Origin of the sequence: Streptomyces sp. NPDC058086 (genome assembly GCF_042885015.1) — a bacterium.
Lineage (GTDB): Bacteria > Actinomycetota > Actinomycetes > Streptomycetales > Streptomycetaceae > Streptomyces.
In genome coordinates this window covers 133,227-158,911 of sequence record NZ_JBHVST010000005.1, presented here as the reverse complement: position 1 = coordinate 158,911, position 25,685 = coordinate 133,227, and the positions used below count along the sequence as shown (strand labels likewise).

24 protein-coding genes are annotated in these 25,685 nt (G+C 71.0%); 11 read left to right on the top strand and 13 right to left on the bottom strand.

Annotated elements, in window-relative coordinates:
- Positions 1-29 precede the first annotated feature (29 nt).
- The gene (locus ACFVWD_RS05930; RefSeq protein ID WP_389594158.1) at positions 30-1,625 is read left to right on the top strand and encodes an alpha-amylase family glycosyl hydrolase; all 1,596 of its coding nucleotides are present in this window, start codon (positions 30-32) and stop codon (positions 1,623-1,625) included.
- Here the strand turns inward: ACFVWD_RS05930 and ACFVWD_RS05925 are convergent.
- The 6 genes from ACFVWD_RS05925 to ACFVWD_RS05900 form a co-directional block, all read right to left on the bottom strand.
- Positions 1,622-2,320, bottom strand: coding sequence for an alpha/beta fold hydrolase (locus ACFVWD_RS05925; RefSeq protein WP_389594157.1), 699 nt, complete (start codon positions 2,318-2,320; stop codon positions 1,622-1,624). The two genes, ACFVWD_RS05930 and ACFVWD_RS05925, sit on opposite strands and share 4 nt — an antisense overlap.
- A gap of 62 nt (positions 2,321-2,382) precedes the next feature.
- On the bottom strand, positions 2,383-4,296 hold the full coding sequence (locus ACFVWD_RS05920; RefSeq protein ID WP_389594156.1) for a hypothetical protein: 1,914 nt from the start codon (positions 4,294-4,296) through the stop codon (positions 2,383-2,385).
- Between the two features lie 309 nt (positions 4,297-4,605).
- The gene (locus ACFVWD_RS05915) at positions 4,606-5,376 is read right to left on the bottom strand and encodes an SDR family NAD(P)-dependent oxidoreductase (protein ID WP_389594155.1); all 771 of its coding nucleotides are present in this window, start codon (positions 5,374-5,376) and stop codon (positions 4,606-4,608) included.
- Positions 5,373-6,674 carry a histidinol dehydrogenase gene (gene hisD, locus ACFVWD_RS05910; protein WP_389594154.1) on the bottom strand — a complete coding sequence of 434 codons (1,302 nt, stop codon included), beginning with the start codon at positions 6,672-6,674 and terminating at the stop codon, positions 5,373-5,375. Before hisD ends, ACFVWD_RS05915 begins: the two co-directional genes overlap by 4 nt.
- 30 nt (positions 6,675-6,704) lie before the next feature.
- Positions 6,705-7,646 (bottom strand): VOC family protein, encoded by a 942-nt coding sequence (locus ACFVWD_RS05905; RefSeq protein WP_389594153.1) that lies wholly within the window; start codon positions 7,644-7,646, stop codon positions 6,705-6,707.
- Positions 7,643-8,617: a fumarylacetoacetate hydrolase family protein gene (locus ACFVWD_RS05900; protein WP_389594152.1), complete on the bottom strand. Its 975-nt coding sequence runs from the start codon at positions 8,615-8,617 to the stop codon at positions 7,643-7,645. Before ACFVWD_RS05900 ends, ACFVWD_RS05905 begins: the two co-directional genes overlap by 4 nt.
- Before the next feature lie 228 nt (positions 8,618-8,845).
- On the opposite strand from ACFVWD_RS05900, the gene ACFVWD_RS05895 reads away from it, so the two are divergent.
- The 8 genes from ACFVWD_RS05895 (at position 8,846) to ACFVWD_RS05860 (ending at position 16,567) form a co-directional block, all read left to right on the top strand.
- Positions 8,846-9,151: an antibiotic biosynthesis monooxygenase family protein gene (locus ACFVWD_RS05895; RefSeq protein WP_389594151.1), complete on the top strand. Its 306-nt coding sequence runs from the start codon at positions 8,846-8,848 to the stop codon at positions 9,149-9,151.
- Positions 9,152-9,195: 44 nt separating this feature from the next.
- The gene (locus ACFVWD_RS05890) at positions 9,196-10,320 is read left to right on the top strand and encodes an FAD-dependent monooxygenase (RefSeq protein WP_389594150.1); all 1,125 of its coding nucleotides are present in this window, start codon (positions 9,196-9,198) and stop codon (positions 10,318-10,320) included.
- Positions 10,317-11,321 carry an amidohydrolase family protein gene (locus tag ACFVWD_RS05885; protein WP_389594149.1) on the top strand — a complete coding sequence of 335 codons (1,005 nt, stop codon included), beginning with the start codon at positions 10,317-10,319 and terminating at the stop codon, positions 11,319-11,321. Before ACFVWD_RS05890 ends, ACFVWD_RS05885 begins: the two co-directional genes overlap by 4 nt.
- Positions 11,318-12,286 (top strand): cyclase family protein, encoded by a 969-nt coding sequence (locus ACFVWD_RS05880; RefSeq protein WP_389594148.1) that lies wholly within the window; start codon positions 11,318-11,320, stop codon positions 12,284-12,286. Before ACFVWD_RS05885 ends, ACFVWD_RS05880 begins: the two co-directional genes overlap by 4 nt.
- 8 nt (positions 12,287-12,294) lie before the next feature.
- Positions 12,295-13,665: an FAD-binding oxidoreductase gene (locus tag ACFVWD_RS05875; RefSeq protein ID WP_389594233.1), complete on the top strand. Its 1,371-nt coding sequence runs from the start codon at positions 12,295-12,297 to the stop codon at positions 13,663-13,665.
- A 3-nt stretch (positions 13,666-13,668) separates the two neighbouring features.
- Positions 13,669-14,625, top strand: a complete 957-nt coding sequence (locus ACFVWD_RS05870; protein ID WP_389594147.1) for a fumarylacetoacetate hydrolase family protein — start codon at positions 13,669-13,671, stop codon at positions 14,623-14,625.
- 154 nt (positions 14,626-14,779) lie between these two features.
- Positions 14,780-15,760, top strand: a complete 981-nt coding sequence (locus ACFVWD_RS05865; RefSeq protein WP_168506193.1) for a LysR family transcriptional regulator — start codon at positions 14,780-14,782, stop codon at positions 15,758-15,760.
- Between the two features lie 36 nt (positions 15,761-15,796).
- Positions 15,797-16,567 carry an SDR family NAD(P)-dependent oxidoreductase gene (locus ACFVWD_RS05860; RefSeq protein ID WP_389594146.1) on the top strand — a complete coding sequence of 257 codons (771 nt, stop codon included), beginning with the start codon at positions 15,797-15,799 and terminating at the stop codon, positions 16,565-16,567.
- A gap of 63 nt (positions 16,568-16,630) precedes the next feature.
- Here the strand turns inward: ACFVWD_RS05860 and ACFVWD_RS05855 are convergent, their stop codons facing one another.
- The 7 genes from ACFVWD_RS05855 to ACFVWD_RS05825 all read right to left on the bottom strand — a co-directional run bounded on the left by ACFVWD_RS05855 (position 16,631) and on the right by ACFVWD_RS05825 (position 23,213).
- Positions 16,631-17,890, bottom strand: a complete 1,260-nt coding sequence (locus ACFVWD_RS05855; protein WP_389594145.1) for an RNA polymerase sigma factor — start codon at positions 17,888-17,890, stop codon at positions 16,631-16,633.
- Positions 17,887-18,228, bottom strand: a complete 342-nt coding sequence (locus ACFVWD_RS05850; RefSeq protein ID WP_168506197.1) for a YciI family protein — start codon at positions 18,226-18,228, stop codon at positions 17,887-17,889. The genes ACFVWD_RS05855 and ACFVWD_RS05850 overlap by 4 nt, the downstream gene beginning before the upstream one ends.
- Complete coding sequence (locus ACFVWD_RS05845; protein WP_389594144.1) at positions 18,225-18,962, bottom strand: nuclear transport factor 2 family protein; 738 nt, start codon at positions 18,960-18,962, stop codon at positions 18,225-18,227. The genes ACFVWD_RS05850 and ACFVWD_RS05845 overlap by 4 nt, the downstream gene beginning before the upstream one ends.
- 122 nt (positions 18,963-19,084) lie before the next feature.
- Positions 19,085-20,629: an MFS transporter gene (locus ACFVWD_RS05840; protein ID WP_389594143.1), complete on the bottom strand. Its 1,545-nt coding sequence runs from the start codon at positions 20,627-20,629 to the stop codon at positions 19,085-19,087.
- A gap of 11 nt (positions 20,630-20,640) precedes the next feature.
- On the bottom strand, positions 20,641-21,054 hold the full coding sequence (locus tag ACFVWD_RS05835) for a VOC family protein (RefSeq protein WP_212727891.1): 414 nt from the start codon (positions 21,052-21,054) through the stop codon (positions 20,641-20,643).
- 6 nt (positions 21,055-21,060) lie between these two features.
- A complete protein-coding gene (locus tag ACFVWD_RS05830; RefSeq protein ID WP_389594142.1) occupies positions 21,061-21,840 on the bottom strand; it encodes an SDR family NAD(P)-dependent oxidoreductase in 780 nt (259 codons plus the stop codon).
- 143 nt (positions 21,841-21,983) lie between these two features.
- Positions 21,984-23,213, bottom strand: coding sequence for a cytochrome P450 (locus tag ACFVWD_RS05825; RefSeq protein WP_389594232.1), 1,230 nt, complete (start codon positions 23,211-23,213; stop codon positions 21,984-21,986).
- A gap of 189 nt (positions 23,214-23,402) precedes the next feature.
- On the opposite strand from ACFVWD_RS05825, the gene ACFVWD_RS05820 reads away from it, so the two are divergent.
- Both ACFVWD_RS05820 and rho read left to right on the top strand, forming a co-directional pair.
- Positions 23,403-24,233 (top strand): class I SAM-dependent methyltransferase, encoded by an 831-nt coding sequence (locus ACFVWD_RS05820; protein ID WP_389594141.1) that lies wholly within the window; start codon positions 23,403-23,405, stop codon positions 24,231-24,233.
- A gap of 286 nt (positions 24,234-24,519) precedes the next feature.
- Positions 24,520-25,662, top strand: a complete 1,143-nt coding sequence (rho, locus tag ACFVWD_RS05815) for a transcription termination factor Rho (protein ID WP_389594140.1) — start codon at positions 24,520-24,522, stop codon at positions 25,660-25,662.
- The last annotated feature ends 23 nt before the right edge of the window (positions 25,663-25,685 follow it).

The window sequence follows — 25,685 nt, the reverse complement described above, 5'->3', positions numbered from 1 at the left end:
GCCCCGGGCGCCGGTCTAGGGTCCCGTTCATGACTTCGTTCCGTCCTGCCCCCGTCTGGCTGGCCGACGCCGTCTTCTACCAGATCTATCCGCAGTCCTTCGCCGACTCGAACGGCGACGGCATCGGCGACTTCAACGGGATCGCCGAGCGCCTCGACCACCTCGCGTGGCTGGGCGTGAACACCGTGTGGCTGAACCCGTGCTTCGTCTCACCGTTCCACGACGCCGGGTACGACGTCAGCGACTACCTGGCCGTCGCACCGCGCTACGGCTCCCTCGACGACCTGGCCAAGCTGGTCGACGAGGCGGGCCGGCGTGGCATCCGGGTCCTGCTGGATCTCGTGGCGGGGCACACCTCCGACGAGCACCCGTGGTTCAAGGCCGCCGCGCATGATCCGACCGACGACCGGTACATCTGGGCGGCCGAGGGCCGTCCCGACGGCTTCGTCCCCTCCCCCGGCACCCGCCCGGGCGCGTACCTGCCGAACTTCTTCGCCTTCCAGCCCGCCCTCAACTTCGGCTACGCGCGGGCGAATCCGGCCGAGCCCTGGCGCCTGCCGGTCGACGCCGAGGGGCCGCGCGCCAACCGGGCGGCGCTGCGCACGATCATGGACCACTGGCTGGGGCTCGGCCTGTCCGGCTTCCGTGTCGACATGGCCGCCTCGCTCGTCAAGGACGACCCGGACAAGACGGAAACCGCCAAGGTCTGGGCCGAGTTGCGCCACTGGCTGGACGACGCGCATCCGGACGCGGTGCTGCTCTCGGAGTGGGGCGAGCCGGAGGTGTCCGTCCCGGCGGGCTTCCACGCGGACTTCTTCCTCCAGTTCGGCGGCCCCACCGACGGCCTCGCCCTGCGCTCGCTGTGGAGCAACGGCGAGGGGACGGTCAACGAGAGCTGGGACCCGCTCGACTGCTTCTTCGACCGCAGCGGCCGGGGTTCGCCGCGCCCCTTCCTCGAAGCCTGGGAGAAGGCGTCCACCGCGCTCGGCGCGAGCGGCTTCATCTCCCTGCCCACCGCCAACCACGACTTCTCCCGCCTCAACTGCGGCCCGCGCACACCCGAGCAACTGCCCGCCGCCTTCGCGTTCCAGCTCACCTGGCCGACGCTCCCGGCGATCTACTACGGCGACGAGATCGGCATGCGCTACCTTCCGGGCCTGCCCGACCAGGAGGGCAGCGTCCTCGGCCTCCGCTACAACCGCGCGGGCTCCCGCACACCGATGCAGTGGGACGAGGGCCCGAACGCCGGTTTCTCCACCGCCGCGCCGGACCGCCTCTACCTCCCCGTCGACCCGTCGCCCACCCGCCCGACCGTCGCCGCCCAGCGCGCCGACGAGACCTCGCTCCTCCACCTCGTACGCCGCCTCGTCACCCTGCGCACCCACACCCCGCAGCTCGGCTCCCGGGGCTCGGTGGAGGTGCTGCACGCCGGCCATCCGTTCGTGTACCTGCGCGGCGGAAGGTACCTCGTGATCATCAACCCACAGGAAAAGAGGGCGAGTTACGCCTACGACGGTGCTCGCGCCGGAACGCCGGTAGAGGCCGCCGGGGTCACGGTGAACGGCCCCACGATCACCGTCGAGGGTTTCGCGTACGGGATCTTCGACCTGGGCCCCGGTCGCTAGCCAGCGTCCCTGCCCTTGTCCAGGCACGCGCACACCGCCTCCGTGAACGCCTGAGGCGCCGCGCTGTGGATGAGGTGTCCGACGGGGATCGTGACGACTCGCCCGCCGGGGACGCGGCGGGCGAGCTCGGCGATGCCGTCCTGGGGCACATGGCTGCCCGGTCCGCCGCCCAGCACCAGTGTGTCGGCGGTGATCCTGCTCAGTCCCTCGAGCCACGCGGGGTCGGGCGTGTCGATCTGCGTCCTGATGGCCGTCACCATGTCCCAGTCGAAGGTGAGCTCGCCGTCCGGCCTGGTCGGAGTGGTCTTCTCGCGAGGCCGCGGAACCGGCACGTCCTCCAGGACGAGCCGGCTCACCCGCTCCGGTCGCTCCTGCGCGAGCAGGTAGGCCACGACCCCGCCCATGGAGTGTCCGATCAGGTCCACCGTGCCGAGTCCCAGCACATCGAGGGACCGGAGCACATCGGCACGCATGAGTTCGAGCGAGTACTCCCCCGGCCAGTCGCTCCGTCCGTGGCCGCGCAGATCGAGGGCGTACACCCGTCGCCCGCGGGCGAGGGCGGGCATCACCTCGACCCAGTCGGTACTGTCCTCGCCGAGCGCGTGCAACAGGACGAGCGGCGGAGCGGACTCCTGGCCCCACACCTGGCAGACGAGCCGGACCCCTCCCACATCAACCGTAAGACGATCAACCATGCGGGAGAGGATATGCGTCGGTCATCGCCCGCCGGGCTTCGGCCCCGGACGCCCCCGGCTGCTCAGCCGACCGTGAGGACGATCGCGCCGGAGTAGTCGCCGCCTGCCTCGAGGGCCGTCTGCGTGCCGTCGACCGTCATGGCCACGGACTTGCCGCTCGCCGCCCGCACCGCCGCGTCGGCGGCGACAGTCAGCCTGGTCAGGTACGAGGTGCCGGTCACGGTCCAGGCCGAGCCGCTGTTCAGCTGGACGATCACGCCGTTGTTGACGGCGGGTTGGACGGTGTTGGTGACCTGGCCCAGCTCGTAGAAGTTCGAGGAGTCGATCGTGCTGACGCGGTGCTCGGCCTTCGTGGCCGAGATGACGCCCCGCACGGTCGAGTCCTCGAAGGTGAGGACCATGTTCTTGCCCGCGCGCATGCCGTTGTAGAAGTCGCCCGCCAGCGCGATGGAGGTGAAGGTGGCGGCGCCGTCGGCCGTGTGAACCGAGGCGGGGTCGAAGGAGGCGTCCTTGGCTGGGTCGCCCGTGGGCTCGGTGTAGACGCCGACGTTCATCATCTTGCCGTCGACGTTCACCGGGCCCGGGTCGTCGCTCTCGATCATCTGCAGGATGATCCCGTTGCCGGGGTTGAGCTGCGCGCCGTCCGATCCGTCCACCGTGATCGAGGTCTGCTGGCCCTTGTTGAGGAAGGTGGTCTGCGCGGAGGTGACGACCGTGCCGCCGTCCACCTTCAGTGTGCCGGTGCCGAAGAACATGAAGCCGAAGTGGCCCGAGTTGACGACCGTGATCCGGGCCGGGATGGCCGCCAGTTCGGCCTTGGTCAGTCCGAGGCCGAGCGAGGAGTTGAGTGCCGCGACGGCTTCGCGAGTGCTGTCGCCGTAGTGGATCGAGGCGGCCGGGCCCGCACAGATGGTGGCGTAGGAGCCGACATCGAACTGCGAGCCGAGCACCCGGACGGTGGCGTCCCCGATGGCGTAGGTGCCGTAGCCGTACGTTCCCGTGTTGCCGACGCTGGTGTTGATCGCTGTCAGCTGGAGCCCGCTGCCGCCCTCCACCGACAGGGCTCCCCAGGTCTCCGACTGCACGGTCGAGTTGATGTACGTCGCCTTGGTGCCGGCGCCGATGAGGTTGGTGGCGCGGACATTGCCATCGAGGCCGAGCATCCACGGCACGGACTCCATGTACGGGGTCTCCACGGTCGCCTGGTAGTCGGCGGGGAGCGTGCCGTTGCGGGCCCGCAGGCGGGAGTTCTTCACGATGACGTTGGCGCCGTCGTCCGCGATGACCGTCGTGCGCACCACGCCCTTGTTGGTGATCCTGGCGCCGTCCACGACGAGTGTCGTGGCCGAGCCGGTGCCGACGACCGCGGCGCCGTATCCCGCGAAGTCGCAACGCCCGTTGCCCGTGAGGGAGATGGCGGAGCTCTTGAGCGTGTAGGTGCCGTTCTTCACGAAGACCCCGTCGAAGCACTCGCCGGTGGAGGTGATCGCGACGTTGCGGGCGAGGGTGTCGGTGAGCGTGCCGCCGACGACGCCGGACAGGACGGACTTGGCGCGGTCCACACCGTCGGCGCCCACGTAAAGGGCCTGCCGGAAGGGGAAGGTGACGGTCTGATAGGTGACCGCGTTGGCCTCCGCAACGGTGAGCACGATGTCACCCTGGTAGGTGCCGGCGGAGATCAGCGTCTCGGTTCCGCCCGTCTCGGTGAGGAGCTGCCCGGTCTCGCCCCCGTCGACGGTGAGGGTGACGTTGTACCCGTCGGGCGCGGTGATCTTTCCTCCTTCGGCTATGGACAGCTCGCTCACGGCCGTGGTCGCGGAGAGCTGGTACGTCTCGCCGGCTCCCACGGAGATCTTGCCCGCCCTGGTCGCCTTCGGCGCGGGCCCCGCGGCCAGGGCGGGCGCCGCCGGAACGAGCAGGGCTCCGGCCGTGGCCGTACCGGCGATCAGGAACGAACGTCGGGTGATCAGCGTCATTGCATGCCTTCCCAGAGATCGAGTGCGCCGTCGCGCAGCGTGACCGGCCGGCCGTCGGATTCATGGGGGCGACGGGTCGGGCGGAGGCACCAAAGGTGCGCGTGGGAAAGTGAATCAGCCCTGTGCACAAGCGAGTAGTCGCCTTGCGGACACATACGGGAGGGCGATGTCTCCGATCGTGCGGCCCGGTTCATGGCCGTCACACAGCGTGGTCACAGACGGGACTGCGGGGAACGCACGACGGTGCGGCGGACGGTCTGGACCGTCCGCCACACCGTGCGCGCCACACCGTGTTTGCCGCGCCCGGGACTACGCCGGTGCGATCATCCCCGCCGACAGGTCGATGTCCGCCCCGCACAGCCCCGGCATCGCGAGCATCGCCACCAGCGTCCGGGCTACCTCGTCCTCCTCCACGAGCCGGCCCAGCGCGGCGCGCGAGGCGAAGTCCCGCTCGGCGGCCTCGACGCTCGTACCGGTCAGCTCGGCCGTCAGCCGGAAGTTGCGGTCCATGCGCGGACCTCGAACCGGCCCGGGGGAAAGGGAGTTGACCGCGACGCCGTATGGTCCGACCTCGCCCGCCAGCGTCCGGGTCAGACCGAGGAGCGCCATCTTCGAGGCGGTGTACGGGGTGCGGTTCAGCAGCGGCCGCTTCCCGCTCACGGAGGCGATGTTGACGATGTCACCGCCTCCGGCCGCGATCATGGGCGGCAGAAAGGCCCGGCACATCAGGTACACCCCGCGGACGTTGGCGGCGAACACCTCGTCCCACTCCTCGGGCTCGATGTCGGTGAGCGGACGTACTGGTCCCGCGACTCCGGCGTTGTTGACGAGCAACGACACCTCCTCGTCGGCGAGTTCGAGGGCCAGGGCGCGCACCGACTCCGGGTCGGAGACGTCACACACCGCCGTACGGGCCCCTCCGCCCTCCTCGGCCACCAGCGCCGCCGCGTCGGCCAGGGCCCGCTCGCTCCGGCCGACGAGGACCACCCGGACCCCGGCTCGCGCCAGGGCGAGCGCGAAGGCCCGCCCCAGCGGTCCGCCGCCGCCCGTGATCAGCGCCGTACGCCCCTGGAGGGTCATGCCTGGTTCCACGGCAGTTCGTCGCCCGCGGCCTTCGCCGCCCGTACGTCACCGGAGCGGGCGTGCCCCTCGAACAGCTCGACGCGGGAGGCGCGCCCGCACAGCCGGCCAAGCAGGGCCCCCGAGCCGGTGTCCGTGACCTCCTGGTAGGTGACCGTCTTGAGGTACTTCCCCACCCACAGGCCGCCCGTGTAGCGGGCGGCGCCCCGGGTCGGCAGCACATGGTTCGTGCCGATGACCTTGTCGCCGAAGGACACACAGGTGCCTTCGCCCAGGAAGAGCGCGCCGTACTGCGTCATCCTGCGCAGGGCCTCGCGCGGCTCGGCGGTCAGGACCTCGACGTGCTCGAAGGCGAACGCGTCGGCGAGCGCGTACAGCTCGTCGAGGGAGTCCACGACATGCACCTGCCCGTGGTCGCGCCAGGCGGGCCCCGCGAAATCGCGTGTGGGCATGCCCGGCAGGAGCCGCTCGACCTCGGCGATGGTCTTCTCGGCGATCTCGCGGGAGGTGGTGATCAGGACGGCCGGGGAGTCGGGGCCGTGCTCGGCCTGGGAGAGCAGGTCGACGGCGCACACGAAGGGGTCGGCGGCGCTGTCGGCGAGGACCAGGATCTCCGTCGGGCCCGCGAAGAGGTCGATGCCGATCTCGCCGAACAGCTGGCGCTTGGCCTCGGCGACATAGGCGTTGCCCGGACCGGCGATCAGGTTCACCGGCTCCATCGTGTCCGTGCCGACGGCCATCGCGGCCACGGCCTGCACCCCGCCCAGCAGCCAGATCTCGTCCGCGCCCGCGAGGTGCGCGGCGGCGACGGTGGCCGCGGGGATCTCGCCGTGGATCGGGGGCGTACAGGCGACGACCCGTGGCACGCCCGCGACCTTCGCCGCGACGATGGTCATGTGCGCGGACGCGGTGAGCGGGTAACGGCCGCCGGGGATGTAGGCGCCGGCCGCCCGCACCGGGATGTGTTTCTGCCCGAGCCTGACGCCCGGCAGGGTCTCCACCTCGAACTCGCCCATCGAGTCGAGCTGATGGCGGGCGAAGGAGCGCACCTGGTCCTGGACGAAGCGGATGTCGTCGATGACCTGCCGCGGGACCGAGGCGACGATCTTCTCGATCTCCTCGGCGGAGAGCCGGAAGGCCTCGGGGCTCCACCGGTCGAACTTCTCGGAGTACGCGCGCACGGCCGCGTCGCCGCGCTCGCGGATGTCCGCGATGACGCCCGCCACGGTCTCGCGGACCTGGTCGAGCGAGGCGGTGACCTCCGCCCCCGGTACGGCGTGCTTCAGGATCGTTGCCACAACTGCGGCCTTTCTGAGGGTGGTTGACGGCTACACGGGGGGTGCGACGAACAGCACGTCGGGGTCGTTGAACTGCTCCTTGGCGACCGACTCGCTCATCGGGTCGGCGGTGCCCCACTGGTCCTGGGTGATCGGATCGTCCACGTCGTGGCGGCCCGGGTGCCACAGGTCCTCCTCCAGGACCGCGAGTTCGGTCGTGTACTCGACCGTGTTGCCGTGCGGGTCGTGGAAGTAGGAGAAGGTGTTGTCGCCGGCGAGATGGCGGCCGGGACCCCAGGTGAGCCGGGTACCGGCGCGCAGCGCCCGCCCCGTACCGCGCATGTACTCCTCCACTCCGCGCATCTCGAACGAGGCGTGGTGCAGGGAGACATGAGGGCCGCGCGCGATGGCGAAGGAGTGGTGGAGCGGGCTGCACCGCAGGAAGTACATGAGGTCGCCCATATGCGCCGAGTACAGGGTGTCGGTGAGCCGGAAGCCGAGGTGCCGGACGTAGAAGTCCCGTAGCCCCTCCGGGTCCTGGGAGTTGACCACGCAGTGCGAGAGGCGCACCGGGATCGCCTCGCGCTCCTCGATCCTGCGGTGTGCCCGCGTCTCGACGTCGGCGGACACCTCCACGACCCTGCCGTCCGGGTCGAAGAAGCGGAAGCCGTAGCCGCCGCCGGGCGTGTCCAAGGCCCCCGGTTCGCCGATGAGTTGGACTCCCGACCGCCCGAGGCGCAGATGCAGCTCGTCCACGGCGACCGGCGAGACGGCGCCGAAGGCGACCAGGTCCATCCGCTTCCGCTCGTCCTCGCGGATGCGGACGATGTACTGCTCGGGACTGCCCTCGGCGGCGAAGAAGGCGATCCCGCTGTCGTTCGCGACTTCGGTCAGGCCCCAGGTGGTGCCGTAGAAGGCGCGCTGCCTGGCGAAGTCCGGTACGGCCAGGTCGACATGGCGGAGATGGGTGATGGGCTGGAAGGTGCTGGTCACTGTCCGCTCCTGACGGTGTTGCGCTGGTGGCCGAGGCCCGTGATCTCCGCCTCCATGACGTCTCCGGCCTTGAGGAAGACGCCCCAGTGCGCGCCGTTGCCCGCCGGGGAGCCGGTGAGCAGCAGGTCACCGGGGCGCAGGGTGGTGGTCGTGGAGACGTAGGCGATGAGCCGGGGAATGTCGAAGATCATGTCCTTGGTGGACTCGTCCTGGCGCACGACTCCGTTGTGGCGCAGGGTGATCCGGACGTCCGCGTCTTCGGTGGGGTTGCCGACGAAGGCGGCCGGCACGAGGAAGGGCCCGGTCGGCAGGAAGGTGTCGGCGTTCTTGGCGGTGAACCAGTCGGTGCCGATGGCCTTGAGGTCGGGCCGGTAGAGCCGGTCGCGGGTGGTGAGGTCGTTGCAGATGGTGTAGGCGGCGACGTACGACATCGCGTCCTCGACCAGGATGTTCTTGCCCGTCCTGCCGATGACGAGGGCGAGTTCGAGCTCCCAGTCGTGCTGTTCACCGAGCGCGGGCAGCACGATGTCGTCGTACGGGCCGCAGATCGCGCGGGGCGAGCCGAGGAAGACGTACGGGACGCCGCTGCGGATCCGCTCGTCCATCATCCGCTCGGCGTCCGCGCGGGCATCCTCGGGCGTGGCGCCGTGCACGCTCTCCTTCTCGGCGGCGACCAGGTCCACCACGTGCTTGCGGTAGTTGGCGCCGCTCTGCAGGATCTGGCCGGGCTCGATGGGGGCGAGGACGCGCAGGTCGGCGAGGTCGTGCCAGGCGTCGGCGGTCTCCTGGGCAAGGTCGACCAGGCGCGGGAAGAGGGCCTCCCAGTCCTCGACGACCGCGCGCAGGGACGGGGCCAGGTCGGACAGGTCACGTACCCGGGGCCCGACGACCAGGCCCGGGAAGACCCGGGAGCCGTCCCCGAAGGTGCCGAGGGCGAACGGCCCTGTGTGGGAGGGAATTCGGTCGAGCACAGGCTGTCTCCTCGTACGGCGGGTGGCTTGCCGTCGACGCTAGGCAGCGCCGGGGCGGGGCGGAAATGACGATCCGCGATGCCTGCCATCAGGGGGCCGGAGGCCGTGTGATCAGCGGCCCATCGTCGTACGGGATGGATGACGTCCCCCTTGCCGATGCCTCGATCCGTTGACCCTGCAACGACCCTCCGAGCAGGCTCGGAGCACCATCGGACCCGAGGAGCGAGTGTGATCGTCGAGCATGCCGAGCTGACCGTGGAAGCCGGTCGTGAACGAGTTTTCGAGGCCGTCTTCGACAAGGCCCGCGAAGTGCTCGCCGAGGCGGACGGGTTCCGCTGGACCGAGCTGCTGCGCTGCGAGGAGCGCCCGGACCGCTATCTGCTGCTGGTCGGCTGGACATCCGTGGAGGCGCACACGGTCGGCTTCCGCAGCTCCGAGCGCTTCCAGCGGTGGCGCTCCCTGGTCGGCCCGTTCTTCGCCGCGCCACCCGCCGTCGAGCACTACCGCACGCTCGGCGACCGCTTCACCGCCTGACCACACCCCTCCTCCTTCTTCTTCTACGTTCGCAAGGATCGCCCATGCCCGTACACAAGGTGCTCGTCGTCGGCGGCGGCATCACCGGTAGCGTGCTGTCGCTCGCGCTCGCCCAGCGGGGCGCCGAGGTCGAACTCGCCGAGGTATCGCCCCAGTGGTTCGGTGTGGGCCACGGCATCACTGTCCAGGGCAACGCGCTCAAGGCGCTGCGCTCGGTGGGCGTGCTCGACCGGGTGCTCGCCCGGGCCGTCCCGTTCGACGTGATGCGGCTGCGCCGGGCCGACGGCGGACTGCTCGCCGAGCTGCGCACCCCGCACACCGGCGGCGGTGAGCTGCCGTCGACGGCGGGCGCGCTGCGCTCGGACCTTCAGGACGCGCTGTGCGACGCGGTCTACGCGCAGGGGGTACGCGTCCGGCTCGCGCTGAGCGTGGCGAAGCTCGACCAGTCCCCCGGCCATGTGGACGTCACGTTCACCGACGGCACCAGCGGCCGCTACGACCTCGTGGTCGGCGCCGACGGCATCAACTCGCGGATGCGGCAGCTGATCGGGATCACCACCAGGCCCCGCCCGGTGGGTATGTCGATCTTCCGGGTGGTCGCGCAGCGCCCGCCCGAGATGGACTGCGCGGAGGTGTACTACGGTGGCCCGCGCTACAAGGCCGGCTACAGCCCCATCTCGCCCGACCAGTGCTACGCCTACCTGCTCGACGAGAACCTCGACGCCTCGCTGATCGGCCCGCGCGCCCCGCTGTCGCTGCTGCGTGAGCGCGGCGCCGGGTACGGCGGCACCTGGGGCAGGATCCTCGCCTCGCTGCCGGACGACGCCCCGGTCGACTACCGGTGGATCGAGGCGATCCTCGTCGACGAGCCCTGGTACCGGGGCCGTACGGTGATCATCGGGGACGCCGCGCACGCCTGCCCGCCGCTGATCGCACAGGGCGCCGCGATGTGCGCCGAGGACGCGGTCGTGCTCGCGGAACTCGTCACCGGTGGGGCGCCGCTCGACAAGGCGCTCGACACGTTCATGGCGCGCCGGCTGCCCCGGGTGCGGGTGGTGCTGGAGAACTCGCTGCGCCTCGCCGACTGGGAGATCCATCCGGAGACGCCCGGCGCGGACCCCGGCCGGATCATGTCGGAGACCCTGGACTATCTGACGGCCGCCGCATGAACGTTCCCGTCGTGGACTTCCACGGTCACCTCGCCGTCCCCGCCGCCGACGCGCTGTGCGCGGGCACGCCCGGCCTGGCCGCCGAGCTGGCCGCCGAGCAGCGGGCGCACTCCCCCACGTCACTGGCGGTCAACCGCGCCCAACTCCAGCACCTCGCACCGAAGTTGACGGACGTCACGACCAGGCTCGCGGACCTGGACGCAATGGGCGTCGACCTCCAGGTGGTCGGCCCGATGCCGATGCACCACTACTGGGCGGACGCGGATCTCGGCATACGCCTGGCGCACACGGTCAACGAGGCCGTGGCCGCGCACTGCGCGGTCGCGCCGGAGCGGCTGTACGGCCTGGGCACGGTCCCGCTCCAGCATCCGGACCTCGCGGTCGCGCTCCTCGACAAGGCGGTCACGGAGTACGGCCTGTACGGGATCAGCGTGTCCACGACCGTGGACGGGGCGGAGCTCGCGGACCCGGCGCACGACCCGGTGTGGCGGCGGGCCGAGGAGCTCGGCGCGGTCGTCTTCGTGCACCCCTGGGGCTGCTCGCTCGGGGAACGGCTGGCCACGCACTACCTCGGCAACACGGTCGGGCAGCCCGTCGAGACGACGGTCGCGCTCTCGCACCTCATCTTCACCGGTGTCCTGGACCGCTTCCCGCGACTCAAGCTCGTCGCCGCGCACGGCGGGGGCTATCTGCCGACGTACATCGGCCGCTGCGACCACGCCTGGCACGTGCGCGAGGACGCGCGCGGCTGCGCGGAGCCGCCGAGCGCGTATCTGCGCCGCATGTGGTTCGACGCGCTCGTCTACACCCCGGGCGGCCTGCGCCATCTGGTCGAGGAGGTCGGCGCGGACCGGGTCGTCCTCGGCACCGATCACCCTTTCGACATGGGCGTCGAGGACCCGGTGGCCCGGCTGGACGCCGCCGGACTGGCCCCGGCCGACCGTGTCGCCGTCGCCGGGGGCAACGCTCTCGACCTGCTACAGAATGGACGTACTCGATGAGCCTGGGTCCGATTGAGGAAGAGCTCGCCAAGGCCCGTTCCGCCTACCGGAACTGGGGCCGTTGGGGTGAGGACGACGTGCTGGGCACCCTCAATTTCATCGACGACGCGATACGGGCGCACGCGGCGGGCCTGGTCCGGCGGGGCCGGTCGTTCTCGCTCTCCCAGGAGTTCAACGAGAGGGGCCCGCAGCGCGGTTTCCGTGGCCGGATCAACCCCGTCCACTACATGAAGGACACCGGTTCGGACGCGGCCGCCGGGACGCAGGGCTTCCCGCACGGCTTCGGGGGCGCCGACGACCATGTGGTGATGCCGCTCCAGGCCTCCACCCAGTGGGACGGCCTCGGGCACATCTACGACAACAAGCAGGCCTGGAACGGCCGTCCGTGCACCATCGTCAACGGCGACGGGGACTCGGTCACCGGCATCGAGCACATGAAGGACGCCTTCACCGGCCGCGGTGTCTTGCTCGACGTGGGCCGCGCGGTCGGCGACGAACACGGCGAACTCCCGGACGGTTTCCCGATCCTGGAGGAGCATCTGCGCACCACGATCGAGGCGCAGGGCGCCACCTCGTCCGTACGGCGCGGCGATCTGGTCCTCGTCAGGACCGGGCAGTTGGGGCGGGTACGGCGACTCGGCGCGTGGGGTGGGTACGCCGCCGGGGACGCCCCGGGCCTCTCCTTCACCACGCTCGGCTGGCTGCACCGTACTGAGATCGCGGCGATCGCCTCCGACACCTGGGGACTCGAAGTACGCCCGTACGAGTTCGCCCAGCCGGCGATGTCCCCGCTGCACCAGATCGCGATCCCCAACATGGGCCTCCCGCTGGGCGAGATGTGGGACCTGGAGGAGCTGGCCGAGGACTGCGCCGCCGACGGTGTCCATGAGTTCCTGCTGATCGCGGCGCCACTGCCGGTGACCGGCGCGGTGGGCGCTCCCGTCAACCCGATCGCGGTCAAGTGAGTACGAGCGTGCACGTCAACCGTTTCTCAGGCGCCCTCCACTTCCCCGGCGACGAGGACTTCGAGGAGGCGTGTTTCGGCCGGGTCTTCAACGCCCGCCGCCCGTCGGACCGCACCCCCGCGGCCGTGCTGACGGCCGCGTCCGAACGGGACGTCGTCGACGGCGTACGACTCGCCCTGGAGCGGGGCTGGCAGGTCGCGGTCCGCTCCGGCGGGCACAGCTGGGCCGCCTGGTCGGTGCGCGAGGACGCGCTGCTGATCGACCTCGGGGGCCTGCGCGAGATGGCGTACGACCCGCGGACCGGGATCGTGACGGCGACGCCCAGCGTCAAGGGCGGCGACGAACTCAACCCGTACCTCGCGGAGTTCGGCCGCTTCTTCAACGGCGGGCACTGTCCCTCCGTCGGCATCGGCGGCTTTCTGCTCCAGGGCGGGCAGGGCTGGAACGCGCGCGGCTGGGGCTGGGCGGCCGAGAACGTCGTCGCGATCGACGTCGTCACCGCCGAGGGCGAGCTGGTGCGTGCGGACGAGACGCACCACAGCGACCTGTTCTGGGCGGCGCGCGGCGCGGGCCCGGGGTTCTTCGGGGTCGTCACCCGCTTCCATCTGCGCACCCGCCCGCTGCCGAAGCATCTGGCGCACACCGTGCACGCGTACCCGCTCGCCCTCTTCGACGAGGTCATGACCTGGCTGCACGGCATGCACCACACCGTCTCCGACCTGGTCGAGATCGTCGCCCTGACACAGACCCCGCCCGCCGGGGACGGGCCGGTGCTGCTGGTCACGGGCGTGTCGATGACCGACACCGCCGAGCAGGCCGCCGAGGCACTGGCCCCGCTGCACGCCAACCCGTACGCGGACCGGGCGCTGTTGCGGATCGAAGCGCAGCCGACGACCCTCGCCGAGCAGCTTCAGGGCCAGCGCCTCGCCAACCCCGAGGGGCACCGCTACCTCGTCGACAACGCCTGGCTGACCGGGTCCGCCGACGAGGTCGTGCCGGCGATCCGGAAGGCGTTCACCGAACAGCCGACCCGGCAGACCTTCACCATCTGGTTCTCGATGGCCCCGCTGCGTGAACTCCCGGACATGGCCTTCTCCTTGCAGTCCGAGATCTACAGCGCCACCTACGTCATCCACGACGATCCCGGGCGCGACGCCGAGCTGCGCGGCTGGCTCGACGAGGCGATGGCGGCGATGCGGCCGGTGACCGCGGGCCAGTACCTCGGGGACTGCGACTTCACCGTGCGGCAGCTGAGGTTCATGGGTGACGCGCAGTGGGAGCGGCTTCGGGAGATCCGGGCGGCGCGCGACCCGAAGGGCCTCTTCGTGGGCCATCTGAGCGCCGGGACCGTCACCAACACCAACGACTGGGAGCGATAGGGCATGCGGTTCACGACATACGCGTACGAGGGCGTGGAACACGCCGGGGTCGTCCGGGAGGGGATCATCCATCCGCTGCCGCCCGGCACCACCGTCCTGTCGCTCGTCGAGCAGGAGGCGCTGCATGCCGCCGGCAGCGAAGCGCTTTCCATCAAGAGCGACTTGACGGTGGATCAGGTACGGCTGCTGCCCCCGCTGACGCCGCCGTCCATCCGGGACTTCGTCGGTTTCGAGGCGCACATCGAGGGTGTCGCCAAGTCGCTGGACGGTCTGGAGCAGGTGCCCGAGGAGTGGTACCGGGCGCCGAACTTCTACTTCACCAACCCGCACGCGGCCTACGGCGCGCACGACGACGTTCCGGTACCGGCGGGCTGCTCGGTGCTCGACTTCGAGCTGGAGGTGGGCGCGGTCGTCGGCCGCGCGGGCCGGGACCTCACGCCCGAGCGGGCCCGCGAGCACATCGTCGGCTACCTCGTCTTCAACGACTGGTCGGCGCGTGATCTGCAGAAACCGGAGAAGAACCTCGGGCTCGGCTTCTCCAAGGGCAAGGACTTCGCGAACACCCTCGGCCCGTACCTGGTCACGGCCGACGAGGTGGCGGACCGGCGTGACCCGGACGGCTTCCTCGACCTGGAGATGACGGTCGCCCTCAACGGCGAGCTGATCGGCCGCGACACCCTCGCCAACGTCTCCTGGACCTTCGAGGAGATGGTCGCCTACGCAGCCCGCGACACCTGGGTGCGCCCCGGCGACATCCTCGGCTCGGGCACCTGTGGCTGGGGGGCGCTCGCGGAGTTCTGGGGACGCGTCGGGGAACGTACGCCGCCGCCCCTGAAGCCCGGCGACGAGGTGACGCTCGCCGTGGAACGCCTGGGCAGCGTCTCCAACCGGATCGTCCCCGGGCGCACGGACGTGTACCTGCCACGGGCCCGCAAGCGCGGCCGTACGCCCCGGCCGTAACCCTCCGTCCCCCTTTCGACCTGCACACATCCGGGGATCCGATGGCTGCCATCGGATCCCTGTGAGTTGCCTCCCGGACCTTTCCTCGGCGGGAACCCGGTCGTTACGCTCCCGTTTCACCGAGCTTCAACGACGCGGCCGGAAGGAGACACACATGGGTCTCGGAGCGATCGACCTGAATCTCCTGGTGGCGCTGGAAGCCCTCCTGGAGGAGAAGAACGTCACCCACGCGGGGGTGCGGCTGTCCACCAGCCAGTCCGCGATGAGCGGCTCGCTGGCGCGGTTGCGGCGGCACTTCAACGACGAGCTGCTGGTGCGGGTGGGGCGTGAGTACGAGCTGACGCCGCTCGCGGAGCGCCTCCTGCCGGTCGTCCAGGCCTCCCTGCACAAGGCCGAGGAGGCGCTCTCGCTGACCCGGCACTTCGAACCCGCACGCAGCCGGCAGCGCTTCTCGGTGGTGATGTCGGACTATGTGATGACGGTGTTCGTGGAGCCACTGCTGCGGGCCATCGCGCAGGAGGCGCCGGGCGTCCGTATCGACTTCCACCCCATCGTGGACGGGCAGCTGGAGACGGAGACTCATCTGCGCTGTCACGACCTGATGATCGTGCCGCTCGGGTATCAGCTGCCGGGCGTCAGCGAGGCCGTGATGCACGACCGGTTCGTGTGTCTCGTCGACCCCGACAACCCGCGCCTGGTGGACGGGCGGCTCGCCCTGCGCGATCTGGCGGAGATGCCGCACGCGGCGTGCGGCATCGGCAAGCTCACACCCGCCGACCGCCAGCTGGAGACGCTCGGCATCACGCCCCGGGTGCAGGTCAGCACGCCTGGCTTCAACGTGCTGCCGTTCCTGGTGAGCGGCACCGATCTGGTCGCCCTGGTGCCCGAGCGGCTCGCCCGGCGCTACGAGGGCTTCGCTCGCTGTGCCGTCGTACCGACGCCTTTCCCGGACGTGCCGCTCGTGGAGGCCATGTACTGGCACCACAACCGGCACGCGGATCCCGCGCACCGGTGGCTGCGGGAGACGGTCCGCAAGGTGGGCGCGTCGCTGGACGATCCCGCGCCCGCGGAGATCGTCGGCGTGGATGCCAGCCATGGCGAACATGCGTTTCCGGAGCTGGCCCCGGTTTCCTAGCGTGGGGAGCGAACCCACGCCCCCTTGGAGGAAGCCGTGAGCCGTACGCGCCTGGCCGGTCGTACCGTCGTCATCACCGGAGCCGCACAGGGCCAGGGAGCCGTGGAGGTGGCGGCGGCGGCCCACGAGGGGGCCTCGGTCGTCGCCACGGACGTCCTCGACGAGCCCGGCGAGAAGCTCGCCGCCGCCCTGCGCGCCGACGGCCTCGACGTGCGCTACCACCACCTGGACGTGTCGTCCCCGGACGACTGGGCGGCCCTGGCGAGCTCCCTGGAGGCCGTGCACGGGCTCGTCAACAATGCCGGGATCCCGATGCGAGCCCGTCTCGGCGCGGTCGAACTCGCCGACTGGAACCGGGCGTTCGCGGTGAACACCACCGGCCCGATGCTCGGCGTCCAGGCCCTCGCCCCGCTGATGCCCCCCGGGTCCTCGATCGTGAACGTCGGCTCGGTGGCCGCTCTCACCGCCCATCACGCGGTCGCGTACACGGCGAGCAAGTGGGCGCTGCGCGGCCTGTCGAAGGTGGCCGCGCTGGAGCTGGCGCCGCGCGGCATCCGTACGAACGTCATCCACCCCGGCTACATCGAGACCCCGCTGATGGCGACGGCCAACCCGGTCTTCACCCGGGCGCACCTCTCGATGACTCCGCAGGGCCGCCCGGGCAGCTGCGAGGAGGTCGCGCCGCTGGTCGTGTATCTGCTCTCCGACGAGTCGTCCTACGTGAACGGCGCCGAGATCACCGTGGACGGCGGCTACTCGGCGCACGGCGGCGTGAAGGCGATCACGAACGCGCTCGACTCGGTGTGACCGCCCGGTCCGGGGACGGTCGCCGTGACCGCCCGGTCCGGGGACCGTCGCCGGGGACGGGTCCTACGCCGATCGGCACTCCGCGAGCCGCTTCTCCAGAAAGCGCCGCTCGGCCGTGTTCTCCACGAGCTCCAGCGCCCGGGCGTACGCCTCGGCCGCCTCCACCGGGCGTCCCATCCGTCGCAGCAGGTCCGCGCGGGTGGCGGCCAGCAGGTGGTAGCCCTCCAGCTCGCCCTCCCGCTCCAGCTCCGCGACGAGCGCCAGCCCCGCTTCCGGGCCCTCGGACATGCCCACCGCCACCGCACGGTTGAGCCGTACCACGGCGGAGGGCACGAAACGCGCCAGTTCCCCGTACAGCGCGGCGATGTCGGCCCAGTCCGTGTCCTCGGCCGTCGCGGCGGTGGTGTGGCAGGCGGCGATGGCGGCCTGGATCTGGTAGGGCCCCGGGCGTCCGCGGCGCAGGGCGGTCTCCAGGAGGGCGGCGCCCTCGTCGACGGCGGCCCTGTCCCAGGCCGTACGGTCCTGGTCCTCCAGCGTCACCAGCTCGCCGGCCGTGTCCACCCGGGTGGCGCGCCGGGCGTCGTGCAGCAGCAGGAGGGCGAGCAGACCGAGGACCTCGGGTTCGTCGGGCATCAGGCGGGCCAGGACACGGGCGAGCCGGATGGCCTCCGCGCAGAGGTTCGTACGCACCAGATCGGCGCCGGACGTGGCGGCGTACCCCTCGTTGAAGAGCAGGTAGACCACGCCGAGGACGCCGGTGGTGCGTTCGGGCAGCAGATGCGCGGGCGGTACGCGGTAGGGGATGCCGGCGTTGCGGATCTTCCGTTTGGCGCGCACCAGGCGCTGCGCCATGGTCGCCTCGGGCACCAGGAAGGCGCGGGCGATCTCGGGGGTGGTGAGCCCTGCGAGGGTGCGCAGGGTCAGTGCCACCCGGGCTTCGATGGGGAGCGCCGGGTGGCAGCAGGTGAAGATCAGACGCAGACGGTCGTCGCGGACGCCGCTGTCGTCGCCGTCGTACTCCGGGTCGCACGGCCCGTCGTCCCGCGCCAGCACGGCCACCTCCCGCAGTTTCTGGGCCCCCGCCGCCTCGCGGCGCAGCACGTCCAGGGCCCGGTGGCGCGCGGTCGTGGTCAGCCAGGCGCCGGGGCGGCTCGGCACTCCATCGCGCCGCCACCGGTCCAGGGCCTGCGCGAAGGCGTCCTGCGCGCACTCCTCGGCGAGGTCCCAGTCGCTGGTCACCCGGATCAGGGTGGCGACGACCTGGCCCCATTCCTCGCGGAAGGCGGCGGTGACCGCCGCCTCCACGTCACCGATGTCGCTCACTCCCAGACCGGCCGCACCTCGACCGAGCCGCCGCCCAGCGCCGCCGGATGCCGGGACGCGAGCGCGATGGCCTCGTCGAGGTCGGCGACCTCGATGAGGTCGAAGCCGGCCACGTACTCCTTGGACTCCACGAATGGGCCATCGCTGAGCAGGACTTCGTCGCCCTGGACACGGACGGTGGTGGCGTCGGTGGACGGCCGCAGCCGTGCGCCGCCCTTGACGATGTCGCGGCTTCGGACCTCGTCGATGTACGAGGTGAAGCGGGGGTCGTCGGCGATCTCGGCGGGGCTCAGCTCCTCGCCGCCGACGGGGGTGCAGATGAACAGGACGTACTTCATGACCGGACCTCCTCGATGCCCGCGTCGAACGGGACCGACGCGTGCTCGTGGGCGATCAGCCAACTGTCTCCCACGGCACGGTAGCCGGTCGTCACGCGCACTGTGCTGTCCAGCGGCTCGCCCGTGGTGAACGTGCCCCGGATCCGGACGAGCCCGTGGCTGAAGGCGACGCTTTCGTCGACGCGGAGACGGAAGGCGAGCACCTCGCGGCGTACGGGCCCGGTCACGGTGGAGTAGAACCACTCCTGGGCCTTGCGGAGGGCGTCGGTTCCGCTTTCCTCCAGGCCGCTCATCGGGTGGAACACCTCCGTGTCCGGCGTGTAGCAGGCCAGCCACCGGTCGACGTCCCGCTCACGGAAGGCCGCCGTCAGCTCGTCGTCGAGTCGGCGGATCTCCCCCTCGGCGTCCTCGTCCTCCCAGAACGCGCGCACCTCCATGGCCCCCACGGTTGCCACGGGGTGCTTGGCGGCCGCCTCGACGGCCTCTTCCATACTGTCGCACTCGAGGATGTCGTATCCGGCGACGTACTCCTTCGTCTCCGCGAACGGCCCGTCGGTGCGCAGCACCTCGCCGCCGCGCACCCGTACGGTGACCGCGTCGGCGGGATCGCTGAGGCGGTGGCCGTGCAGCCGCACGCCCCGTTCGGCGCCGAGCTCCTCGACCCAGGGTTCGACGGGTGCCATGCCGGAGGCGTCGGCCGTGTCGTCGCCGCAGACCAGCAGCATGTACTTCATGGTTCCTCCCGGTGCTCATGAACTTCCTACACCCCACCGACGAACGGGACCGCGCCGAATCGACACCCCGGGCACACGAAGAGGCCGGGACCCGGGTCCCGGCCTCTTCGTGAAGATCCGCGCTACGCGGTGGCCGTCCGCGCCGACGGCTCGCTGGTGGCGCCGACAGCTGCTCGGGCGGTGTTCTTGCGCACCAGCAGGAGGGTGACCAGCGCACCGAGCAGGGAGGCGCAGCCGCAGATCACCACGCCGAGGGCCATGCCGTGGCCGAGCGCGGTCTGCGCGGCGGCCCTGGCGCTGTCGCTGCCCGCGTTGACGACGGCGAGCGGGCCCGCGGCGGCCTCCATGCCGGCGTCCGCGCCGTTGAGCTTGCCCACCAGGGCGGAGGACGCGGCGCTCATCGCGATGGTGCTGATGACGGCCGGGCCGAGGCCCTGGCCGAACTCACGGACCAGGCTGGTGGCGCCGCTGGCCATGCCGGTCATGTGGATCGGTACGGCGTTCACGGCGGCCGAGGTCAGTGAGGAGACGACGCAGATGAAACCGACGCCGAGCAGCAGCACCGGGCCGATGAAGGCGGGGAGGGAGGTCGTGGTGATGGGCAGCGCGGCGATCCAGAACTGTCCCGCGGCCATCGGCAGCAGTCCGCCCATCAGGAGCCAGCGGGCGTCGACGCGGGTGAGCATCCTGCTGAGCACCGGTGCCAGGAGCAGCGGGATCAGCTGGAGGATCACGAACGGCATGCTGGCGCGCAGCGCGCTCAGATGCATCACGGCGCCGAGGCGGATGGAGACGCAGTACGCGGTGCCGATGAAGCCGAACATGCCGGCCAGGGCGACGACGGCCGCCGCGGCGAAGGACGGGATCCTCAGCAGGTCCAGGTTGAACATGGGTGAGGCGGCGCGGGTCTCGGCGACGACGAAGCCGACGAGGGCCACCGCCGCGAGGGCAAGCGCGCCGACGATCGCCGCGCTGCCCCAGCCGCGGTCGCCGCCCTCGATGATGCCCCAGAGCAGGGCGGTGAGGCCGACGGCGATGGTGATCTGGCCCGGCCAGTCCAGGGCGCGGCCTTCGGGGGCCTTGGAGTCGGTGACCAGTTTCCAGCAGGCGACGGCGACGGCCAGGCCGAGGACGACGGGCGGCACGAACGCCCAGCGGAAGTCGGCGACGGTGGCGAGCACACCGGAGGACAGCGGTCCCACCGCGGAGGCGAGGGAGATGCTGAGCGCCCAGGTGGAGACCGCCTTGGCACGGTCCTTCCCGTCCGGGGTGGCGGCCGCTATGACCGCGAGGGAACTGGGGAAGAGCGCCGCGGCGCCGATACCGGCCAGCGCCTGCCCGATCCACATCATGGTGATGTTCTGGGAGGTGGCATTAAGAAGTTCGCCGAACGCCAGGACGAGCCCGCCGAGCACCAGCAGGCGCTTGCGGCCGAAGAGGTCTCCGACCACACCGAAATTCAGTTCAAGAATGGCGGTGGGGAGAATGAAGGCGGACGTGACCCAGGCGACCTGGGAACCGGACGCCCCGAAGGCGGCCTGGATTTCGCCATTGATGGGGGACGGAACGGTAATGCACAGTTGCGCGGCGGCGACTGCGAGACAGCAGGCTATGAGTGTTCCGAGGTCCAATTTCTTCAAAGAGCTCGTGGAGATCGAATCCGTCATCGTGCGTGCCCTCACTCTGCGTTTTTCTCTATGAGTTCGATGAGATTTCCCTCGGGGTCGGTGACCCAGGCCATGCGAATACCGGGTTCGGGGGAAGGACCCGGTTTCATGGCCTCGCCCGCTCCGTGCGCCACCAAGGCCGCGTAGACGGGGTCGAGTTCGGGGGTGGTGACCGCGAAGTGTCCGTATCCCTCGGTGAGGGCGGCGGTCAGCGGGTCCGGGGCCCGCAGCCCCGGCGCGGATCCGGGCCTGGCGAGGAGTTCGACGCGCCAGCCGTGCGGATGCTCCAGGACGACGGCGCTCAGACCGGGTCCTTCGAGGGTGAACTCGAAGACGGTCCTGAGCCCGAACGCCCCCTGGTACCAGATGGTTTGGGCGGGCAGATCGCGTACGTTGACGCCCACGTGGTCGAGTCGGACGGTCACCGGCGCTCAGCCCGCCATCGCGCTGTCGCCGCCGTCGACCATCAGGTTGGCGCCGTTGACGAACGCCGCCTCGTCGGAGCAGAGGAAGGCGGCGGCGCGCGCGATGTCCTCGGGCTCGCCCACCCGGCCCACCGGGATCCGTGCCTCCAGCTGCGCCTTCGGTCCGTCGGGGTCGTCGAGGAAGGGCGCGGTCGCGGCCGTGCGGGTCATGCCGGGGGCGATGGTGTTGACCCGGATGTGGTGCGGGGCGCCGGCCGCGCACAGGTGCTTGCTCATCGCCAGCACCCCGCCTTTGGCGGCGCCGTGCGGGACCATCGGCATGAAGGGGGCGCCCCGGACGGCGGCCACCGAGGCGACGTTGAGGACGGCTCCGCCGCCGCGGGCGATCAGGTGCGGCCAGGCCGCCTGCGTGCAGAAGTAGGGGATGTCGAGCTCGTTCTTGATGGTGAAGTACCAGTCCTCGGCCGGCATGGTCGCGAACGGCCCGTTCCGCAGTGCGGAGGCGTTGTTGTAGAGGATGTCGATCCCGCCGAGGGCCTCGATCCCCGCGTTGATCCACTCGCGGGCGCCCGCCTCGGTGGAGAGGTCCACCGGAGCAAGGGACCGCATGACGCCGCCGGCCTTCTCGACGAGTTCCACCGTTTCCGCGGCGGCGTCGGCATCGAGGTCGCAGCCGAATACGGTGGCGCCTTCCGCGGCGAATACCTGGGCCGCGGCCCGCCCTATTCCGGCCCCCGTTCCGCTGATGAAAGCGATTTTTCCGGCCAGTCGACCCATGATTGCCATGTCCCTTGTCCAGTACCGCCGGTGTGCGGTGCTGGCAGCGTAGGGACGGCCATTGCCGAGAACAAGAAAAGGGTCGGCGCGGGGGCATCGCGGTGTCGTATGGCTGGTATGCGGCGCGGTGTCGTACGGCGGTATGCGCGCGGTCAGCCGTGGGAGGTGCCGAGCCGTACCGGAAGTGCCCGCACGCTGTTGCCGACGAAACTGGAGTGCCGGGAGAGTTCCGCCTCCGTCACGGCGAGGTCCAGGTCGGGGAAGCGGGTGAACAGCCGCTCCAGCGCGATGGTCGCCTCCATGCGCGCCAGCGGGGCACCGAGGCAGTAGTGGGCGCCGTGGCCGAGGGAGAGGTGCCGGGCGGCGCCGGGCCTGCCGGGCCGGGTGACGTCGAAGCGGTCGGCGTCCGGACCGTGCACGACCGGGTCGCGCCCCGCCGCCGAGTAACCGGCCAGCACGGGCGTCCCCTTGGGGATCACCGTGCCGTCGACGGTCAGGTCCCGCAACGGATAGCGGAAGGGGAAGTAGCTGACGGGCGCGTCCCAGCGCAGGGTCTCCTCGACCACGTCCGCCCAGCCCACCCCGCCCTCGCCCTTCATGACCAGCTCCAGCTGGTCCCGATGGCCGCAGAGCGCCCGTACGGCGTTGGTGAGGAGGTTGAGCGTGGTCTCGTGCCCCGCGATGATCATCAGTACCAGGGTGCCTATGAGCTCCTCCTGGCTGAGCCGGTCGCCCTCCTCGTCCCGGGCGGCGATCAGCGCGCTGGTGAGGTCGTCGCCCGGCCGCTCGCCCCGCGCGACGGCCACGGCGGCGAGCACGGCGACGAGTTCACGGTTGGCCGCCAGGGCCTTCTCGGGGCCGATGTCGGTGGCGACCACCTGGTTCGACAGGTGGTGCAGCCGGTCGCGGTGCTCCGCGTCCACTCCGAGCAGTTCCCCGATGACCCCCATGGGCAGCGGCATCGCGAAGTGCCGCCGCAGATCGGCGACTCCGCCGTCCCGCTCGGCCGCGGCCCGGAGGTCGTCGAGCAGTCCCGCCGTCAACGCCTCGATCCGGGGCCGCAGTTCCTCGACCCGGCGCGCGGTGAACGCCTTGCTCACCAGCGACCGCAGCCGCCGGTGGTCCGCACCGTCCGCCGTCGTCATCCCGCGTACGGTCGCGAAGGTGGCGAGCGGCCACCCCGGCGCTATCCGCCCCTCCCTCAGCTCGGTGAAGTGCTCGGCGCCCTTGGCGACTTCGGGATGCGCGAGGAACTCCTTCAACGCCTCGTGCCCGAGCACCGCCGTCCCCTCCACCTCGCCGGGCAGCACCACCGCCGCGACGGCGCCGCGCTCGAGCAGCCGCGCGTTGTCGGCGTGCGGGCAGCCGCCGGCCGGGTCCATGCGGTGCGGCGTGCCGGGAGAGGTGTCCACCGGATGTCTCCTTGTGGGGGTGGGGAGTCGGGCGCAGGCGCCGCGAGCCGTTACGACGAAGGATTCTGCCCGCTCGACCGCGTGACCGACAGCGATGGCGTACGCGCCGATCCGCGGTTCCTGCCCCGGATCCCCCTCCGTCCACGGTTGGATGGTTCCATGACCGACGAGCACGAGCGGATGATGCGGGCCAACCAGGCCAACTGGGACGCGCGGACCCCCGTCCATCTCGCCAGCCGGTTCTACGGGCTGGGCGAGAAGCTCGACCCGGCGCGCTGGTTCGCCGCCTTCGAGTGGGAGGACCTCGGGGACCTGACCGGCCTCGACGTGCTCCATCTCCAGTGCCACCTCGGCACCGAGACGATCGCCTTCGCCGAGCGCGGCGCGCGGACCGTCGGCCTGGACATCTCCGAGGCGTCCGTGACGGCCGCGGCCGACATCGCGGCACGGGCGGGCGCCGACGTGACGTACGTACGAGCCAATGTGTACGACGCCGTCGAAGCCCTGGACGGGCGGCGGTTCGACGTGATCTACACCGGCAAGGGCGCCCTGTGCTATCTGCCCGACCTGGACCGCTGGGCCGCTGTCGTCGCTCGACTGCTGCGCCCGGGAGGGCGGTTGTACATCGCCGAGTTCCATCCGCTGCTCAACGCGCTGGGCCCCAAGCCCGCCGAGGACGAGGGCACCGAACTGCTGCTGCGCCACGACTACCTGGGCGGCCGGGACGCCGTGCACAGGAACGCGACCTACACGTACACCGACGGACCGGCCGTCGAGGGCGCGACCGACAGTTACGAGTGGATGCACGGAATGGACGAGGTCGTCAACGCGTTGACGGGAGCGGGACTGGGTATCCGCCGGCTCCGGGAGAGCGACGAGCTTCCCTGGCCGCGCTGGCCGCAGATGGTCCGTACGCCGTCCGGCTGGTGGCGCCTGCCGGAGGACGAGCCGCGCATTCCGCTGTTGTACGGCCTCCTGGCGAGCCACTGAGAGACGGATCACAGCCACTTCACCACAAGTCGTGGTAGTCTGCGGTGAGCACTTGTGTACGCCCCGTCTCGGGCGCCGGTGCCGATTCTCTTCCCTTCGCTGACACGCCCGTAGCTTTTCGGACCGGGCGACCAGCTTCTTCGCATCACCTTTCGAGCACGGTCACCCGTAGCTCTTTCAGGTGATCTTCCCCGCCGCACCGAGGCGTGAGCACGCCGCCTCCCCCCGGCACATCCCCTCCCTTCCTCATGACCTCATGAATCCGTCCTCGAAAGGACCCCCTCTCATGACCACCACACTCGAACACCCTCCCGTACAGAAGCAGCTCCCGGCCCACGCCACCGGTGTCCTCGACATCGCGCACAACGGGCAGGGGTACCTGCGCGCCGCCGAGAGCTGCCTGCCCACGCCGACCGACGTCCAGGTCTCCGCCGCACTGATCCGCCGTCACGGCCTGCGCAAGGGCGACACCGTCGAAGGCGTACGCGGCGGACCTCGCGCACTCGCCGAGGTCGAGCGGATCAACGGCCGCACCCCCGAAGAGCTGCGGCGCCGCCCGCACTTCGGCGACCTCACCCCGCTGCACCCGCGCGACCGGCTCCGCCTGGAGCACCCGGCGAGCGGCATGGCCGGACGCGTCGTCGACCTGGTCTCCCCCGTCGGCAAGGGCCAGCGCGGGCTGATCGTCGCCCCGCCCAAGACCGGCAAGACGGTACTGCTCCAGCAGCTCGCCGCCGCCGTCGCGGGCAACCACCCCGAATGCCATCTGATCGTGCTGCTCCTCGACGAGCGGCCCGAAGAGGTCACCGACATGCGGCGCTCCGTCCGCGGCGAGGTCTACGCCTCGACCTTCGACAAGACGCCGAAGCAGCACATCGCCCTCGCCGAGCTCGTCGTCGAGCGCGCCAAGCGGCTCGTCGAACAGGGCGAGGACGTCGTCATCCTGATGGACTCGCTCACCCGGCTGTGCCGCGCGCACAACAACGCGGCCGCCTCCGGTGGCCGCACCCTCAGCGGCGGCGTCGACGCCGCCGCGGTGCACGGTCCCAAGCGGTTCTTCGGCGCCGCGCGCCTCGCCGAGGAGGGCGGCTCGCTCACCATCCTCGCCACCGCCCTGGTGGAGACCGGCTCCCGCGCCGACGACTACTTCTTCGAGGAGCTCAAGAGCACCGGCAACATGGAGCTCCGCCTCGACCGGACCCTCGCCTCACGGCGTGTGTTCCCGGCCGTGGACATCACCCCGTCCGGCACCCGTCGCGAGGAACTTCTCCTGCCCGGGGCCGAGTTGACGGCCGTACGCGGCTTGCGACGCGCCCTGCAGACCCGGGACGCCCAGGCCGCGCTGGAAACCCTGCTGGAGCGGCTGCGCGCCACGCCGGACAACGCGACCTTCCTGCGTCAGGTCCAGCCGACCCTGCCCACCGCCTGACCCCACCGCGAATCCGCCGCGCC